Source organism: Thermoanaerobacterium thermosulfurigenes (assembly GCF_051201035.1).
GTDB lineage: Bacteria > Bacillota > Thermoanaerobacteria > Thermoanaerobacterales > Thermoanaerobacteraceae > Thermoanaerobacterium > Thermoanaerobacterium thermosulfurigenes.
Map to the genome: position 1 here is coordinate 13,484 of NZ_JBPODR010000020.1, position 15,992 is coordinate 29,475.

General features: G+C 37.0%; 15 protein-coding genes. 10 read left to right on the forward strand and 5 right to left on the reverse strand.

Annotated elements, in window-relative coordinates; translation table 11 throughout:
* Window positions 1-11: 11 nt before the first annotated feature.
* From cobS to HNR52_RS08605, 7 genes are all read left to right on the forward strand, one after another.
* On the forward strand, window positions 12-773 hold the full coding sequence (cobS, locus tag HNR52_RS08575) for an adenosylcobinamide-GDP ribazoletransferase (RefSeq protein ID WP_435620323.1): 762 nt from the start codon (window positions 12-14) through the stop codon (window positions 771-773).
* A gap of 105 nt (window positions 774-878) precedes the next feature.
* Entirely contained in the window at window positions 879-1,094 is a 216-nt protein-coding gene (locus HNR52_RS08580) for a type II toxin-antitoxin system VapB family antitoxin (protein WP_435620324.1), read from the forward strand.
* Window positions 1,084-1,479, forward strand: a complete 396-nt coding sequence (gene vapC / locus HNR52_RS08585; RefSeq protein WP_013788702.1) for a type II toxin-antitoxin system VapC family toxin — start codon at window positions 1,084-1,086, stop codon at window positions 1,477-1,479. The genes HNR52_RS08580 and vapC overlap by 11 nt, the downstream gene beginning before the upstream one ends.
* A gap of 66 nt (window positions 1,480-1,545) precedes the next feature.
* On the forward strand, window positions 1,546-2,037 hold the full coding sequence (locus tag HNR52_RS08590) for a QueT transporter family protein (protein WP_013788701.1): 492 nt from the start codon (window positions 1,546-1,548) through the stop codon (window positions 2,035-2,037).
* 79 nt (window positions 2,038-2,116) lie between these two features.
* Window positions 2,117-3,019, forward strand: a complete 903-nt coding sequence (locus HNR52_RS08595; RefSeq protein WP_435620325.1) for a DUF5685 family protein — start codon at window positions 2,117-2,119, stop codon at window positions 3,017-3,019.
* Window positions 2,995-3,606, forward strand: a complete 612-nt coding sequence (locus HNR52_RS08600; protein WP_435620326.1) for a J domain-containing protein — start codon at window positions 2,995-2,997, stop codon at window positions 3,604-3,606. Before HNR52_RS08595 ends, HNR52_RS08600 begins: the two co-directional genes overlap by 25 nt.
* A 12-nt stretch (window positions 3,607-3,618) precedes the next feature.
* Window positions 3,619-4,125 (forward strand): hypothetical protein, encoded by a 507-nt coding sequence (locus HNR52_RS08605; protein WP_435620327.1) that lies wholly within the window; start codon window positions 3,619-3,621, stop codon window positions 4,123-4,125.
* 3 nt (window positions 4,126-4,128) lie between these two features.
* On the opposite strand, the gene HNR52_RS08610 is transcribed toward HNR52_RS08605, so the two are convergent.
* Together HNR52_RS08610 and HNR52_RS08615 are read right to left on the reverse strand one after the other, a co-directional pair.
* Window positions 4,129-5,214, reverse strand: a complete 1,086-nt coding sequence (locus HNR52_RS08610; RefSeq protein ID WP_013788697.1) for a VIT1/CCC1 transporter family protein — start codon at window positions 5,212-5,214, stop codon at window positions 4,129-4,131.
* A 129-nt stretch (window positions 5,215-5,343) separates the two neighbouring features.
* A complete protein-coding gene (locus tag HNR52_RS08615) occupies window positions 5,344-5,802 on the reverse strand; it encodes an FMN-binding protein (protein WP_435620328.1) in 459 nt (152 codons plus the stop codon).
* 216 nt (window positions 5,803-6,018) lie between these two features.
* On the opposite strand from HNR52_RS08615, the gene HNR52_RS08620 reads away from it, so the two are divergent.
* A complete protein-coding gene (locus tag HNR52_RS08620) occupies window positions 6,019-6,576 on the forward strand; it encodes a hypothetical protein (protein ID WP_435620329.1) in 558 nt (185 codons plus the stop codon).
* A 23-nt stretch (window positions 6,577-6,599) separates the two neighbouring features.
* Here the strand turns inward: HNR52_RS08620 and HNR52_RS08625 are convergent, their stop codons facing one another.
* The 3 genes from HNR52_RS08625 to nifJ all read right to left on the reverse strand — a co-directional run bounded on the left by HNR52_RS08625 (window position 6,600) and on the right by nifJ (window position 12,504).
* A complete protein-coding gene (locus tag HNR52_RS08625; protein WP_435620330.1) occupies window positions 6,600-7,547 on the reverse strand; it encodes an AEC family transporter in 948 nt (315 codons plus the stop codon).
* Between the two features lie 71 nt (window positions 7,548-7,618).
* Window positions 7,619-8,830 (reverse strand): NADP-dependent isocitrate dehydrogenase, encoded by a 1,212-nt coding sequence (locus HNR52_RS08630; protein ID WP_435620331.1) that lies wholly within the window; start codon window positions 8,828-8,830, stop codon window positions 7,619-7,621.
* A 146-nt stretch (window positions 8,831-8,976) separates the two neighbouring features.
* Window positions 8,977-12,504: a pyruvate:ferredoxin (flavodoxin) oxidoreductase gene (gene nifJ, locus HNR52_RS08635; protein ID WP_013788692.1), complete on the reverse strand. Its 3,528-nt coding sequence runs from the start codon at window positions 12,502-12,504 to the stop codon at window positions 8,977-8,979.
* A 576-nt stretch (window positions 12,505-13,080) separates the two neighbouring features.
* Between nifJ and HNR52_RS08640 the strand changes: the two genes are divergently transcribed.
* Window positions 13,081-14,949 carry a DUF4914 family protein gene (locus HNR52_RS08640; protein ID WP_435620332.1) on the forward strand — a complete coding sequence of 623 codons (1,869 nt, stop codon included), beginning with the start codon at window positions 13,081-13,083 and terminating at the stop codon, window positions 14,947-14,949.
* A gap of 111 nt (window positions 14,950-15,060) precedes the next feature.
* On the forward strand, window positions 15,061-15,957 hold the full coding sequence (gene ftcD, locus HNR52_RS08645; RefSeq protein WP_435620333.1) for a glutamate formimidoyltransferase: 897 nt from the start codon (window positions 15,061-15,063) through the stop codon (window positions 15,955-15,957).
* Window positions 15,958-15,992: the final 35 nt, after the last annotated feature.

The window sequence follows — 15,992 nt, forward strand, 5'->3', positions numbered from 1 at the left end:
ATGAGAAAATGATGGATGAGATAAAAGCTTTTATATTATCGTTTCAATTTATGACAAGGATACCTATTAATATCCAAATTGATGCAGATAGAAATGACTTTCACAAGATGGTCAAATATTTCCCACTTGTAGGAGGATTTATTGGTGCTGTTGCAAGTTTCATGTTTTTTGTTTCTAAAAATATATTTCCCCGGGAAATAGCTATCACAGTAGCTGTAGCATCATCGTACATTCTGACAGGTGCTATGCACATCGATGGGTTTGCAGATACATTCGATGGCCTTTTTAGCAACAGAAGTCGTGATAGAATGCTTGAGATAATGAGGGATTCAAGGCTTGGGACGAATGGAGTTCTCGCTTTGGTTTTTTTAATAATTTTGAAGATATTGTTTTTAACTGACATCAAGAGTAATCTCATATATTCTACATTGATATTGATGCCTCTCGTTGGACGTTTTTCCATAATTTTAGCAGCGTATGTATCGAAATCGGCAAGAGGTGGAGAAGGTCTGGGAGGACTTATCATAGGGAAAATATCTATGGTGGAGTTAATATTAAGCTTATTGTTTACATCAGTTATAGGTATATATTTTGTTCATTTCACAGCATTACTGAAGCTTTTAGCTGTATCATCAATTGTCACGTATATTATCACTAAGTACATATCCATGAGAATAGGTGGCATGACAGGTGATACATTAGGTGCTGTCAATGAATTTGCAGAGCTTGTGATTGCTGTTTCGATGTATCTAATGAGCGCCATAAAGTTGTAGGTGTTTAAAAAAGTTCAGATAAAGCATGAATAATTTTAAGATTAAATTTATCATCTTGATTATCATAACATATTGATGTATTATAAGTATGAAGGAGATGATGATATGCGTACGACAATAAATGTATCTGAGGATATTCTCAAAGAAGCTGAAATGCTGTATGAGACGAACAACAGGTCGAAAGCTGTTGAAGAGGCGTTGAAGGATGCCATAAGGATGAAAAAATTGCAGCATTTGATGAAACTTAAAGGAAAGATAAACTTTGCAGTAGATTCTTCAGATATTGAAAGATTAAGGAGCATGGAAATCGATGAAAGATAATATACTTGTTGATACATCTGTATGGATAGAATATTTTAGGGACAAACGAGAGATTGTTGAGATTATCGATGATATGCTTTTGCAGGGCAAAGTCTATATAACAGGCCTTATAATTGCTGAACTTTTTCAAGGAGTGAAGACAGAAAAAGAGAGAGGGATGCTTGAAAGGTATATTGATTCGATACCGACGGTATCATGTGATTATAAAGATTGGATTGAGATTGGAAAGCTTTCTTTTAAGTTAAGGAGAGATGGCAAAACCATACCACTATCAGATGTACTTATCGCTTATTTATCGATTAAAAATGATATGATGATATTCTCATTTGATGGACATTTTAAAATGATAGACGGCGTTAAACTGTTTGACCATATAGCCGTTTAACTGTATAATAGAGTAAAGACAGTTCGCAAAATCCTGTCTATAAACAAAACTACGGAGGAGATAAAATTGAACAGTAAAACTAAGAAGATAGTCTACGGAGCATTGATTGCTGCAGTGTACGCAGTCGTCACAGTGGCTCTTGCGCCTATAAGCTATGGTCAAGTACAAGTAAGGGTTGCTGAAGCACTTACAATTATGCCTTTCTTTTCGTCGTATTCGATTTTTGGGCTTTTTGTTGGGTGTATAATTGCAAATATGATAGGCGGGAATGGAATATTCGATGTGGTTTTTGGTTCTTTAGCGACGCTAATTAGTGCTGTAATAACGTACTATATTGGCAAATCGAATCTTAGGTATAAGCGATATTTAGCACCGTTGCCGCCAGTTGTAATAAATGGAATCATCATCGGAATAGAATTAAATTTCCTTTACAAACTTCCTCTTGTAGCTTCGATGCTATGGGTTGGATTAGGTGAGATGATAGCGTGCTATGTGCTGGGATTGCCATTGCTTTTGTACATAGATAAAAATGACAAGATAAAAAGCATGATCGGATAGACTTAATATACATTTAATTTGAAATAGCTTTTACATCCTGATAAAATAAAATCAGGATTATTTTTTTAAGGAAGATGCTATGTTTGGATATATAAAGCCATACAAACCTGAGATGAAGATAAAAGATTATGATGTTTTTAAGGCGTATTACTGTGGCCTTTGCAAGGAAATCGGAAGAAAATATGGCGAGATAAGCCGATTGACTTTAAACTATGAGCTTACGTATCTTGCAATTTTTTTATCGGCTTTGTCTGACGAGGAGATATGCATAAGAGAAGAAAGCTGTGTGGCGAATCCATTTAAGAAAAAGCCTATTATTAAAGAAAACCCGTATATTGCTTATGCGGCAGATATGAATGCCATACTTATGTACTATAAATTTTTGGATGACAAAGAAGATGATAAATCTTTAAACGCAGCTTTATTAGAGCCTTTTTTTAAGACAAAATTTAGAAAGTCTTATAAGTCATATTCTAAAAAGGCGGAAAAAATAAAAGGGTATTTAGAAGTCTTAAAAAGCTTGGAAGAGAAGAAGTGTTCATCTGTTGATGTAGCTTCTGAACCATTTGCCAATGTCATGAAAGAAGTGTTTTTAATTGATGACCTAAAAATTGGCGATGAAGATTATGCCAAAGTCGGCCAAATTGCGTATCTTTTAGGAAGATTTGTGTATATTTTAGATGCCTACGACGATTTGAAGAATGATTTAGAAAATGGCACTTACAATCCTTTTATATACCAGTACAATCTTTCTTATGACAAAATGCAGGAAGATGAGTTAGAACCTATGTTAGAGGAAATCAAAGAGTGGACAAAATTTAATTTGACTTTTACGCTTTCTACGATAGTTAAATTGTATGAACAGTTGAAGTTAAAAAAGAATGTTGGAATAATCGACAATATTTTTAGAATTGGACTTTACATGGAATTTATGAGAGTTATGGAAGGAGATAAATCATGCAAAATCCGTACGAAGTCTTAGGACTTAAAGAAGGAGCATCAATTGAAGAAGTTAAAAAAGCATACAGGGAACTGGTAAAAAAATATCATCCTGACCAGTATGCTGACAATCCACTTAAAGATTTGGCAGAGGAGAAACTGAGGGAGATTAACGATGCATATAAGGCTATAATGGAAGGAGAATCTTTTAGAAGCGATTACGCCAATGATAGAACTTATGACAGTGGTAATGGCTCGTACAGCGATAGTAGTTCCATGTATTATGAAGTAATAAATGCCCTTAACAGAAATGACTTGTACGCTGCAGAAGCTATCTTAAATCGAATGGCTGATAGAAGTGCGCAGTGGTATTATCTTTATGGCCATGTAAATTACAGGAGGGGAAGATTTGGGGAAGCTTATAACTGCTTTAGGACGGCAGTAAACATGGATCCTGGCAATATTGAGTACCGTGAAGCATTAAACAACATGGAGATGCAAAGAGGTGTTTACCAAGGTGATGTTTACCGAAGAACGATGAACGATGATTGCTGTCAGACTCTTTTTGCTATATGGGCTTGTGACACATGCTGCGAATGTATGGGCGGAGATATGTTTAGATGCTTTTAGGGAGTTGATTTTATGTCAAGAGAGAGGTCGCTTTCTTTAGGAGGTATGCTTGCTGCTGTAAATGTGATTTTGCTTTTCATCTCTGCGGCAATGCCTACAAGTAGACTTTTTCTGCTGGTTTTATCGTCATTTTCTACATCTATAATGGTCATAGAAGCAAATGCTAATGTAGGAGCAGTGTTTTATATTGCTACATCATTGTTGTCATTTATATTGATACCAAACAAGTTGATAGCTTTTTATTATGCGTGCTTTTTTGGATTTTACGGCATTGTAAAGTCATACATAGAGAGGTTTTCGTTAAATAGATTTTTGGAATACGTCTTAAAGCTTATTGTATTTAACCTATCTTTATCCGTAATTTATTTCGTGTTTAAATTTGTGTTTGCTGTAAATATATTTATAGGCTCTTATCTTATAGTTATGGTCTTTGTTTTGCTACAGATATCGTTTGTCATTTACGATTACACATACACTGTTTTTGTGTCGTTTTATCTAAAAAAGATAAAAAGGCATTAATGACTACGCATTAATGCCGAATACAAACTGCACAAAAGTTCCGAATAGGTAAGACAGCGCTGCCGCTCCTAAACCTGACAATACCATCTCGAGTATTTTATTTTTTATGGATAGGCTTTCAGAGGCTATTGAAACTACCATACCTACGATAGAAAGTGCTATAGCGGCGAAAATCACAGAGAGAATCAATGCTAATACCGATGATGAAGTGATGAAGAAGTAGGGAATGACGGGAAAGAAAAGTCCTACCAAATACGCCAAGCCTGTGTACAAAGCTGATTTTATCTCATTTTCTTTTACTTCTTCCACCAGCAAATTTGCCATGGCATTTTCGTTGTCGCCTAATTTTTCTACGATTTCTTGACTTATATCGTCAGGTATGCCTGATTCACTTAACTTGTTTAGAAGTTCTTCTTTAGCTCTATTTTTTGATACGTTAAATAGAAGCTCCATCTTGCTTTTGATGCCTTCATTTACCTGTCTTTGAGATCTTACAGATGTATATGCGCCTATTGCCATAGACAATGCGCCTGCAATACCTACCACAAGGCCAGATGCACCGACTATAAGCGGTTTGCTCTGGTACACAGCCGAAAGGCCTGTGACAGTTCCTAATATTTCTACCAATCCGTCGTTCATGCCAAGTATAAAGTCTCGTATATTGGAGAAATTTGCTTCTTTGTTTTGGTTGCCTAAATTTTTTTCATGTTCTAGTTCATCTTCTATGATTAAAGCGAGACCTTGACGCTCTGATTCTGTTAGAATGGGGTCCTTGTAGTATTCATAGTATTCATCAGTGCTGTTTGATTCCTGCATCTCTAAAAGTATTATAAAAAGGCGGCTTCCAAGGAGTGTCCGTAGAATTTTATAAAACCACAGACTGTTAGCGCGCACTTTTGGTTTTAGCTTTACACCTCTATCGCTTAAAAAGTCATACCAAAACTTCGTATGATTTGCCTCAATCTTTGACAGTTCCTCAAATAACTCCTTTACTTCCTTTTTAGATTCTACTTTTGCAAGGTAAGAGTACAACTGTTTTGCATTTAATTCATCGTAGTAAAATTTTTTGGCCTTTTCGATTGCCTGCATTTCAACTCCTCCTCCCATATATTTCATTTTATATTATTTGTCGTAAACATACAAGGCATCATATAAAAAAGGCATTAAAATGCGATTTACTATCACATTTTAATGCCTTTTTATAATCATTTTTAAGTATTATTTTTTTGCCTTTTCTAAGGCGTTTTTGACAGCTATCTTCCAGTTTGTAGTCGTCACTGTGGCACCTGCTATTGTGTCAACATTGTAAGTTTGCTTTTTGATCATCTCATTGGCCATATCGACTCTGAACTTTTTTAAATTAGGATATACTTTGCCTGTCTTTGGATCTTTTTGACCTGTCCATTTGTCGTAATTTATTTCTTTTCCGCTTTTATCTAAGCGCCTTAATGTTATGCTTGTTATTTTTCCATTTTTTATTACGACTGTAGCATCTTCACTGCCTTCAGACCATTTTGGACCAGCACCTGTGTATGTACCATCTTTGTAAGATACCTTGGGTGTAGTTTGAGGCTTTGGCTTTTGAGTCGATGGCTTTGTCATAGTTTTGCATGAAACAAGGCTTAAAGCCAAAACTGCAATTATAGCTATGGATATGATTTTTCTTAATGTTTTCATCTTATTCCTCCTAAACTCGTTATTTACTATTTATTTTTCTTCAAGAAGATGATATTATTCAAAAATTCACTAAAATTTAACATAAAACTTTTACAAATTGTTAATCGATTTAACAAAAATCTGACACAACTTCAGGACATAATAGTAAATGAAAAAGGAGGTGCAGATTTTATTTAGACAATTTTACGCAATATCGCAGAAGGAGGTAAATGAACGATGATAAAATACAAGAGATTGTTGGCGGCTACAATGCTTGGTGTTATGCTTTTTTCGACGGTAGCGTTGGCAGATGAAACTGTACTACCACAGCAAAGTATCATTTCAACTGCTGCTCCAAATAAAGTAGATCCAATAAAAAAATTGGAGGATATAAAGGCGAAGGTTACTGAAAAGTACAACCAAGGTAAAATAAGCAAAGAAAAGTACGACAGCATGGTCTCGAAGATAAATGAAAAAGAACAATATATAAAAGAGCTTAACAGTTTGACACTTTCTCAAAAGCGGCAGAAGCTTATCAGTGATTTTACTTCTGCTTTAAATAAGAAAGTGCAAAGCGGGAAGATTTCACAGGATAAGGCAAATGAGATTATTAAAAAATACACTGACAAGGTAAACAAATGGGATGGAACAGGTTTTCCTCCAGGAATGAAAGGATTTAAAAGGGGAAGTGGGTACAAAAAATTCAGAAATGTCCTTGAAAAAGCTGTAAAAGACAAGAAGATAACAGAAAGCCAAAAGCAGGATATATTAAATTACTTAAATGAGGGCAAATAGTAAAAAAGGGCAGAAACTGCCCTTTAAAATATATTGCTTATTATGTACATATATATTGGCACCACGATTAAACTTAGAAGATTTGTTGCGGCTATCATTATAGATGGGTATTTCTGGTCGCTTTTGTAGGCATGGGCTACAATTGCTATTTGCGTCATCACAGGTAAAGCGCTTTGAATGACGAATACTTTTTCCATCAAAATGTTGAGTTTGAAAAGGTGAAGTACCAGTATCGTTATGATGGGTGCTATTATAATGCGGCCTATAAGCAAAAATAAGACGTTTTTGTCAAGCTTAAAATCTTTCAAGTCTGTCATGTAGATGGATATTCCTATAAAGATCATAGAGAGAGGTGTTGTAAGCTGCCCGATGTATTTTGCTGTGTCAACCAAAAATTGAGGCGTTTTTATTCCCAGCAATATGAAGATGATGCCTACAATGTATCCTAAAAGCGGTGCAGAAAATATCTTTTTTAATGACTGATACATTGAAAAATCTCCATTTGGGTTTTCTACATCTTTTCTTATGTTGTAAAGCCCCATCGTCCAAAACAGCGTTGTATTTGCAACGTAATACAAAAGCACGTACGGGACGGCTTTATTGCCAAAAAGAGCTTGATTGACAGGAAGACCTACAAATATCGTATTTGAAAAGGCAAATATGGCAGAAAACAAGCCTGCCTTTTTTCTGTCGAATTTCAGCAAGATTACAAATATATTAGCGATTACATATGTTATTAAAATGCTTAAAAAAGCGGCGATTAAGCCAAATATCATGTGAGACAACTGACTTCTTTCAAGATTTTCTATGACGGTGTAGAACATGAGACATGGAAGGGAGATCTTGACGACGATTCTTGAAAAAAGCTCAGATGCAGATTCATCCAGCCACTTTTTATACGAAAGAATATAACCTAAGGCGATGATGAAGACAATGGGTAAAATGCTTTCAATTCCATTTAATAATACCAATTTGTATCCCTCGCAAAATTTATATTTAGAAAGGCAGAAATGCCCTTTAATGTCTAAAGAGCATTTCTTAATTAAAGCAACTTTTCAAGGTTGTTTTTGATTTCGTTTAAAAATTCTTTGGTGTTTACAGCCTTTTTATCAGGAAGTTCTGAGATTGCAGCTAAATCTTTAGTCATTATGCCATCTTCTATTGTCTTTAAAGATGCTTCCTCTAATTTTTCAGCAAACTTCATTAAATGCTTGTTATTGTCTAATTCACCCCGCTTTTTCAATGCGCCAGTCCATGCAAATATTGTAGCGATAGGGTTTGTAGATGTTTCTTCACCTTGTAAATACTTGTAATAATGACGCGTCACCGTTCCATGGGCTGCTTCGTATTCAAAGTCGCCATCAGGCGATACTAATACGGATGTCATCATTGCCAAACTTCCAAAGGCAGTAGCAACCATGTCTGACATTACATCTCCGTCGTAATTTTTTAAAGCCCATATCATGCCGCCTTCTGATCTTATGACTCTTGCCACTGCGTCGTCTATCAATGTGTAAAAATATTCGATTCCGGCTTCTTTGAATCTATCTTTGTACTCACTTTCGTACATATCATTGAATATGTCTTTAAAAGTGTGGTCGTATACTTTTGAGATGGTGTCTTTTGTGGCAAACCATAAATCTTGCTTTTGACTTAATGCGTAGTTGAAACAAGCTTTTGCGAAGCTTTTTATAGACTTGTCTATGTTATGCATCCCTATCAAAATACCTGGACCATCAAACTGGTGTATTATCTGTCTTTCAATTGAATTATCGTCGTACGTCACTACTAATTCTGCTTTAGCTGCCTTTTCTACTCTGTATTCTACATCTTTGTACACATCTCCATAAGCGTGACGAGCAATCGTTATAGGTTTTGTCCAGTTTTTTACGAGAGGTTTTATTACATTTACAAGTATAGGTGTTCTAAAAACAGTACCATCTAATATAGCCCTTATAGTACCATTGGGGCTTTTCCACATCTTTTTTAAATTGTACTCTTCGACTCTTTGAGCATTAGGTGTTATAGTAGCGCACTTGACGCCTACTTTGTGCTTTTTTATTGCATAAGCGGCATCAACAGTTACCTGATCATCTGTCAAATCTCTATTTTTAAGACCCAGATCGTAGTATTCTGTATTCAGTTCTACAAAAGGATGTATAAGCATGTCTTTTATCATCTGCCAGATGATTCTGGTCATTTCATCGCCATCCAGCTCTACGATAGGATTTGCCATCTTTATCTTTTCTCTCATATCATTCTCTCCTTTTACGTAAGTTTATAACATTAATTATATAAAACATTAAATAGATAAACAAGAGAAAAATTTAGAAGGAGGCAATTAAATCGATATATAAAAATTAATGAGCGAAAGTAATTCGCTCATTAATTGTAGTGAAGCTAATTTTGTTCAGCAAGCTTCTTGTATGTCTCGTATTTTTCTTTTGCAAGCTCTTCAGCTTTTTCAAACAAAGCTTCTGCTCTTTCTGGGAATGTCTTTGCCAGTGAAGAGTAGCGAACTTCTCCCATGATGAATTCTTTGTATGAAGCTGTTGGAGCCTTTGAGTCAAGGATGAATGGATTCTTGCCCTCAGCTTTAAGCATTGGGTTGTACCTGTATAGATGCCAGTAACCAGCTTCAACTGCTTTCTTTTCTTCTATCTGGCTGCAGCTCATTCCAAGCTTGATGCCGTGGTTGATACATGGAGCATATGCTATTATAAGCGATGGGCCAGGATAGCTTTCTGCCTCTTTCAAAGCTTTTATTGTCTGTGCTTGGTTAGCTCCCATAGCTATCTGTGCAACATAGACATATCCATAGCTCATTGCAATGCGGCCTAAATCCTTCTTGCCGATTCCTTTACCTGCCGCAGCAAATTGTGCTATAGCGCCTACTGGCGTTGCTTTTGATGATTGACCACCTGTATTTGAATATACTTCTGTATCAAATACAAGAACATTTACGTCTTCACCGGATGCTAATACGTGGTCAAGTCCTCCAAAGCCTATATCGTATGCCCAACCGTCACCGCCAAATATCCACTGTGACTTCTTGACAAGATATTCTTTCCTATCAAGTATTTCATTTAAAAGTTCCTTGACTTTTGCGTCATCTGTCTTGTAGTCCTGTATCAATGAAACTATGATATTGGCTGTCTTCTTTGTTATCTCTGAGCTGTTGAAGTTGTCAAGCCATAACTTTAAGGCATTCTTTAGATCTTGAGTAAGATCTAATTCTAATGCTTCTTTTACTATATCAGCTAATTTTTCTCTCTGTTGTTTTACAGCCAATGCCATACCGAAGCCAAACTCAGCGTTGTCTTCAAATAATGAGTTAGCCCAAGCTGGACCATGACCATCTTTATTTACTGTGTACGGTGTAGATGGTGCACTGCCACCCCAGATGGACGAGCAACCTGTAGCGTTTGCGATAAGCATTCTGTCGCCAAACAATTGTGTTACAAGCCTTGCGTATGGTGTTTCACCGCATCCTGCGCAAGCACCTGAGAATTCAAGCAAAGGCTTCTCAAATTGGCTGCCTTTTACCGTATCTGTTCCTAATGGATTTTCTTTGTGAGATAATGACATAGCGTATTCCCAATTCTTTGCCTGATCTAACTGCGTTTCTAAAGGCTTCATTATTAAAGACTTTTCTTTTGAAGGACATGTGTTTGCGCATACGCCGCAACCTGTACAATCAAGCACACTTACCTGAATTCTGAAGTTTAATCCTTCTAAGCCTTTACCGACAGCTTTTTTAGAAGTAAATCCTTCAGGAGCGTTCTTGACTTCTTCTTCATTTAGGAGGAATGGCCTAATTGCTGCATGTGGACATACATATGCACACTGGTTGCACTGTATGCAGTTGTCCATCTGCCATTCAGGCACATCTACAGCGATACCGCGTTTCTCATATGCTGCAGTGCCCATTGGGAATGTACCGTCTTCCATGCCTACAAAGGCACTTACAGGCAATTTGTCTCCTTCTTGTCTATTCATAACATCTGCTATATTTTTTATGAAATCAGGAACATTTCTTTCTACTTTAACTTCGTCTTCAGCATTTGCCCACGATGCAGGAACATCTACCTTAACAAGTGCATCTATTCCACGATCGACGGCTGCGTAGTTCATATTGACTATCTTTTCGCCTTTATGACCGTAAGACTTCACAATAGCGTCTTTTAAGTGCTTAACTGCTTCATCAATAGGAATGATGTTTGCAAGCTTAAAGAATGCTGATTGCATTATCATGTTTATTCTTGCACCAAGTCCTAATTCTTTTGCTATGTCAACTGCATTTATGATGTAGAAATTGATGTTGTTCTTAGCGATGTACCTCTTCATGGAAGCAGGTAGCTTTTCATCAAGTTCTTCTGGTTTCCATGTGCAGTTTAATAAGAATGTACCGCCTTTTTTAAGGCCTGCAAGTACATCGTAGTTGTACACGTAAGCTTGTTTATGGCATGCTACAAAATCAGCATTGTTTATAAGGTATGTTGACCTTATAGGCTTCTTGCCAAAGCGCAAGTGGGATATTGTTACACCGCCAGATTTCTTAGAATCGTATGAGAAGTATGCTTGTGCGTACATATCAGTATTATCGCCGATAATCTGTATAGCACTCTTGTTTGCACCGACGGTACCGTCCGAACCAAAGCCCCAGAATTTGCAGCTTATAGTGCCTTCTGGCGTTGTTTCAATTTCTTCACCAACAGGGAGCGATGTGTATGTCACATCATCTACTATGCCAATTGTGAAGTTGTTTTTCGGGGTGTCTGATTTTAGATTATCAAATACTGCCACTATTTGAGCTGGTGTGGTGTCTTTAGAGCCTAAACCGTAACGGCCTCCTACGATAACAGGCTTCATTTCACTTTCATAGAATGCCGCCCTTACATCTTCGTAAAGTGGTTCGCCAAATGCGCCTGCTTCTTTTGTTCTATCAAGAACAGCGATTTTCTTTACTGTCTTTGGTATAGCATCCATGAAGTGTTTAAATGAGAAAGGTCTGTAGAGGTGTACTTTTACGACACCTACTTTTTCGCCTTTTTTCAGCAAGTAGTCGATTGTTTCCTCTATTGTCTCTGTAACTGAACCCATAGCAATTACAATGCGTTCAGCGTCAGGAGCACCATAGTAGTTGAATAGCTTGTACTCTCTGCCAGTAATCTTGCTTATTTCTTTCATGTATTCCTCTACTATTTCTGGTACAGCATTGTAGTACCTGTTGGATGCTTCTCTTTCTTGGAAGTATATGTCAGGGTTTTGAGCTGTACCTCTTGTGACAGGATGCTCTGGATTTAATGCTCTCTTTTTGAATTCCCTTACTGCATCCATGTCAATGAGCTTTCTCAAGTCTTCATAGTCCATTACTTCTATCTTTTGATACTCGTGGGATGTCCTAAATCCGTCAAAGAAATGTAAAAATGGCACTCTGCTTTTAATAGCTGACAAATGTGCGACAGCTGCTAAGTCCATGACTTCTTGAACACTGCCTGATGCAAGAAGTGCAAATCCTGTTTGTCTGCATGCCATTACGTCTTGATGATCACCAAATATTGATAGTGCATGTGATGCAAGCGCACGAGCACTAACGTGGAATACGCCTGGCAAAAGCTCACCAGCGATCTTGTACATATTAGGAATCATCAATAGTAATCCTTGTGATGCTGTGAATGTTGTAGTTAGTGCACCAGCAGCAAGAGAACCGTGTACTGCACCAGCAGCACCTGCTTCTGACTGCATCTCAATGACTTTTACTTCTTGCCCAAAGAGATTTTTTCTGCCGTGGGCACTCCATTCATCGACATGCTCTGCCATAGGTGATGATGGAGTTATAGGATAGATGGCAGCTACTTCTGTAAAGGCATATGCCACGTGTGCAGCGGCTGTATTGCCATCCATGGTTTTCATAACCTTCGACATTGTATTTCCCCTCTCTTTTTAAATTTATATTTAAATCTAAGGATATATAAGCAAACTATTATAATACAGCATAAACAAATATGTACTGTTATACAACAGCTATTAAGCAATTATATAACAGTTTTCTGAAAATGCTTATATATATACCTTTAGACTTTATATAACAGTTCCACGATAATTATATCACAGATGATTAAAATATAAAAATATTTTTTTGACAAAATTTTATTCATAAAATTATGAGCTGGTCATATTATGTGATATAATATTAATTAAAGTACCACAGCATCTACAATTTAATATTTCGGCTAATTGCGTATTTTGTTAAGCAGGGATTGACTTTAATGCTTGAAAATGATAAAATAAATTACATGAATTTTTTCTACATTGAAGGAAAGTAAATAGGGGGGTTCTATGAAAGGGTTGCTTTGCAAATTTGCCGCTTAGCCAGTATTTATCTAATTTATAGATAGATAGTGGCTTTTATAAAATATTTCAAATATTAAAATTCTGCATAATATCACGTCTATTATTTCAAAAATTTTCATATCGTGTGAAAGGAATGAGATAGAAAAAATGGAAAATGGCATTTTAGATTACTTTATACTACCTGATGAAGTTTCTGATATTTTAAGAAGTGGAAGAGAAATAATTATTCCTGAAAGTAGAAGAGAACTATTAGATTTGACGATAGGCGGCAGCGGAAATGACACGTTTGAAGTTTCATACGAAGTACCAGGGAAAGGGAAAGTTGTGGAAGCCACTGTTGCAAAGTGTAAAAACGGCTTTGCAGTAAATTACCCTGAACCGTACATGAGGCGGCGAGAACCAAACTGCATGGTTATAGCTGATGATAAAGACACTGATAAGGTAAGGTACAAAGACAGGTTTGGTGAGGACTTTGAACCTTTAAGGCTTGAGACTTTTAATTGGTTAAAGAAGCAGGATTTGATTGTAATGCCATTTATGGCTGGTGATGAAAGATTAGGATATGCTTCGTTGGTGATCGCACCAAAAAATGCGGGCTTTTTTGTCCTTGCTCTCGCAGACATCCAAGGTTTTATACCAAAGGAAAAAATCAGTGAGAACTTTAAACCATGCTCTATCATATTTGTGGCACCTCCTTTCAGGCATACCCATTTCAATGGAAAGCAAGTAGTCGTTCATAACAGGCTTGAAGACATGCAAGAACTATTCTCTTATAACTTATATCCTGGTCCAAGTGCAAAAAAAGGTGTTTATAGTGTTCTTTTGGATGTAGGTGAAAAAGAAGGGTGGATAACAGCACATGCATCTACTGTAAGAGTTATAACGCCTTATGACAACATAATGACTATCATGCATGAAGGTGCCAGCGGTGGCGGAAAAAGTGAGATGACTGAGCAGCTTCCAAGGGAATTGGATGGAAGGATACATTTTGGCACTAACATCGTGACTAAGGAAAAATTCTACATGGAACTTAAAGAAAACAGCGAACTGCAGCCTGTTACAGATGATATGGCGTTGTGCCATCCATCATATCAAGATGCAAGCAAGAGGTTGGTTGTCAAAGACGCAGAGAATGGATGGTTTATAAGACTTGACCATGTTACAGAGTACGGTTCAAGTCCTGATCTTGAAAAATTGTGTATCCATCCCAAAGAGCCGCTTCTTTTCCTTAATATTGATGGGGTACCTAATTCTACATGCCTAATATGGGAGCACATAGAAGATAGCCCTGGTAAGCCTTGTACTAACCCAAGAGTCATAATGCCAAGGGAATTCATTGCAAATACGGTAGATGATGCTGTAGAAGTTGACATAAGAAGCTTTGGAGTGAGAACCCCTCCGTGCACAAAAGAAAATCCTTCTTATGGTATATTAGGCGTGCTTCACGTGCTGCCACCATCTATTGCTTGGCTTTGGAGGTTAGTGGCTCCAAGAGGATACGCAAACCCCAGCATCATAGACACGGAAGGGTTAAGCAGTGAAGGTGTTGGCTCATACTGGCCATTTGCTACAGGAAAGATGGTACGACATGCAAATCTCATCTTGGAGCAAATACAGAATACTCCTGCCACAAGGTATGTATTGATACCAAATCAGCATATAGGCGCTTATAAAGTCGGATTCATGCCTCAATGGATTGCGAGAGAATATCTCTCAAGGCGCGGTGGCGCAAAATTCAGGCCTGATCAGTTGACAGAGTCAAAATGCCCTCTATTAGGGTATTCTCTGGAATCACTTAAAATAGATGGCGAATTTATGCCTAAGCATTTCTTACAAGTACACTTGCAGCCTGAAGTGGGTGAAGAAGCATTTATGAAGGGTGCAAAGATATTGACTGATTTCTTTAAACAAGAGCTTAAAAAATATTTGACGCCGGATTTGTCAAAACTGGGCAGAGATATTATAGAATGTTGCCTTGACGACGGTTCTTTTGATGACTACATTAATATTCTGTAAATGCGGATCTTCTGATCCGTATTTTTTTATCGCAATTGTTGAAAAAATATGTGCTTTATTATATTCTCAATTCGAGAAATAATTATTAAATTTGTGATAGTGGAGGTAAATATGGATAAAATCGTAGAGTGTATTCCGAATTTCAGCGAAGGTAGAGACCAAAAAAAGGTTGCAGCACTTGTGGCAGAAGTGACATCTGTAAATGGCGTTAAATTGTTAGACTATACTATGGACAAAGACCACAATAGGTCTGTCATAACATTTTGTGGAGATGTGGATGGAGTAAAAGAAGCTGCCTTTAATGTGGCCAAAAAAGCTTCGGAATTAATTGACATGAGGTATCATAAAGGGCAGCATCCAAGAGTTGGGGCTTTAGATGTTTTGCCATTTGTGCCTCTTAAGAATGTCACTATGGATGAATGCGTAGCGATAGCAAAAGATGTAGGAAGGCGCATAGGGGAAGAGCTTAAGGTACCTGTATATCTTTATGAAGAAGCTCAGGGAAACCCATTAAGGAGAAACCTTGAGGACATAAGGAGAGGTGGATATGAAGGCTTTTTTGAAAAAATAAAAATGCCTGATTGGGTTCCTGACTACGGACCGCGTGTGATGAATGAAAAAAGCGGCGTCACTGTTGTAGGCGCAAGAAATTTTCTGATAGCTTTCAATGTAAATTTAGGTACAAGTAATGTAGACATTGCAAAGAAAATAGCGAAAGCAATAAGGCATTCTTCAGGAGGCTTCAGATACTTAAAGGCGATGGGAGTAGATTTGAAGGAGCGAAATGTTGTACAAGTTTCGATGAATTTTACAAACTTTGAGAAGACGCCACTGTATAGGGTTTTTGAAGTCATTAAAAACGAAGCGTCAAGGTATGGTGTAAATATTGTGGGCAGTGAACTTATCGGTCTTATACCTGCTAAAGCGTTGTTTGACACTGCTCAGCACTATCTGATGATGGAAAACTTTAGCTATGATAAAGTCATAGAAAATAGAATTTACGAGTAGGTATTCAAGATGAGGAAAGTAAGGTATAATTAAGA

What these genes read in the sequence shown, in the direction of transcription:
- cobS (WP_435620323.1), top strand. Translation starts at nt 12, where the DNA reads ATGGATGAGATAAAAGCTTTTATATTATCGTTTCAATTTATGACAAGG.
- HNR52_RS08580 (WP_435620324.1), top strand. Translation starts at nt 879, where the DNA reads ATGCGTACGACAATAAATGTATCTGAGGATATTCTCAAAGAAGCTGAA.
- vapC (WP_013788702.1), top strand. Translation starts at nt 1,084, where the DNA reads ATGAAAGATAATATACTTGTTGATACATCTGTATGGATAGAATATTTT.
- HNR52_RS08595 (WP_435620325.1), top strand. Translation starts at nt 2,117, where the DNA reads ATGTTTGGATATATAAAGCCATACAAACCTGAGATGAAGATAAAAGAT.
- HNR52_RS08600 (WP_435620326.1), top strand. Translation starts at nt 2,995, where the DNA reads ATGCAAAATCCGTACGAAGTCTTAGGACTTAAAGAAGGAGCATCAATT.
- HNR52_RS08605 (WP_435620327.1), top strand. Translation starts at nt 3,619, where the DNA reads ATGTCAAGAGAGAGGTCGCTTTCTTTAGGAGGTATGCTTGCTGCTGTA.
- HNR52_RS08610 (WP_013788697.1), bottom strand. Translation starts at nt 5,214, where the DNA reads ATGCAGGCAATCGAAAAGGCCAAAAAATTTTACTACGATGAATTAAAT.
- HNR52_RS08615 (WP_435620328.1), bottom strand. Translation starts at nt 5,802, where the DNA reads ATGAAAACATTAAGAAAAATCATATCCATAGCTATAATTGCAGTTTTG.
- HNR52_RS08620 (WP_435620329.1), top strand. Translation starts at nt 6,019, where the DNA reads ATGATAAAATACAAGAGATTGTTGGCGGCTACAATGCTTGGTGTTATG.
- HNR52_RS08630 (WP_435620331.1), bottom strand. Translation starts at nt 8,830, where the DNA reads ATGAGAGAAAAGATAAAGATGGCAAATCCTATCGTAGAGCTGGATGGC.
- nifJ (WP_013788692.1), bottom strand. Translation starts at nt 12,504, where the DNA reads ATGTCGAAGGTTATGAAAACCATGGATGGCAATACAGCCGCTGCACAC.
- HNR52_RS08640 (WP_435620332.1), top strand. Translation starts at nt 13,081, where the DNA reads ATGGAAAATGGCATTTTAGATTACTTTATACTACCTGATGAAGTTTCT.
- ftcD (WP_435620333.1), top strand. Translation starts at nt 15,061, where the DNA reads ATGGATAAAATCGTAGAGTGTATTCCGAATTTCAGCGAAGGTAGAGAC.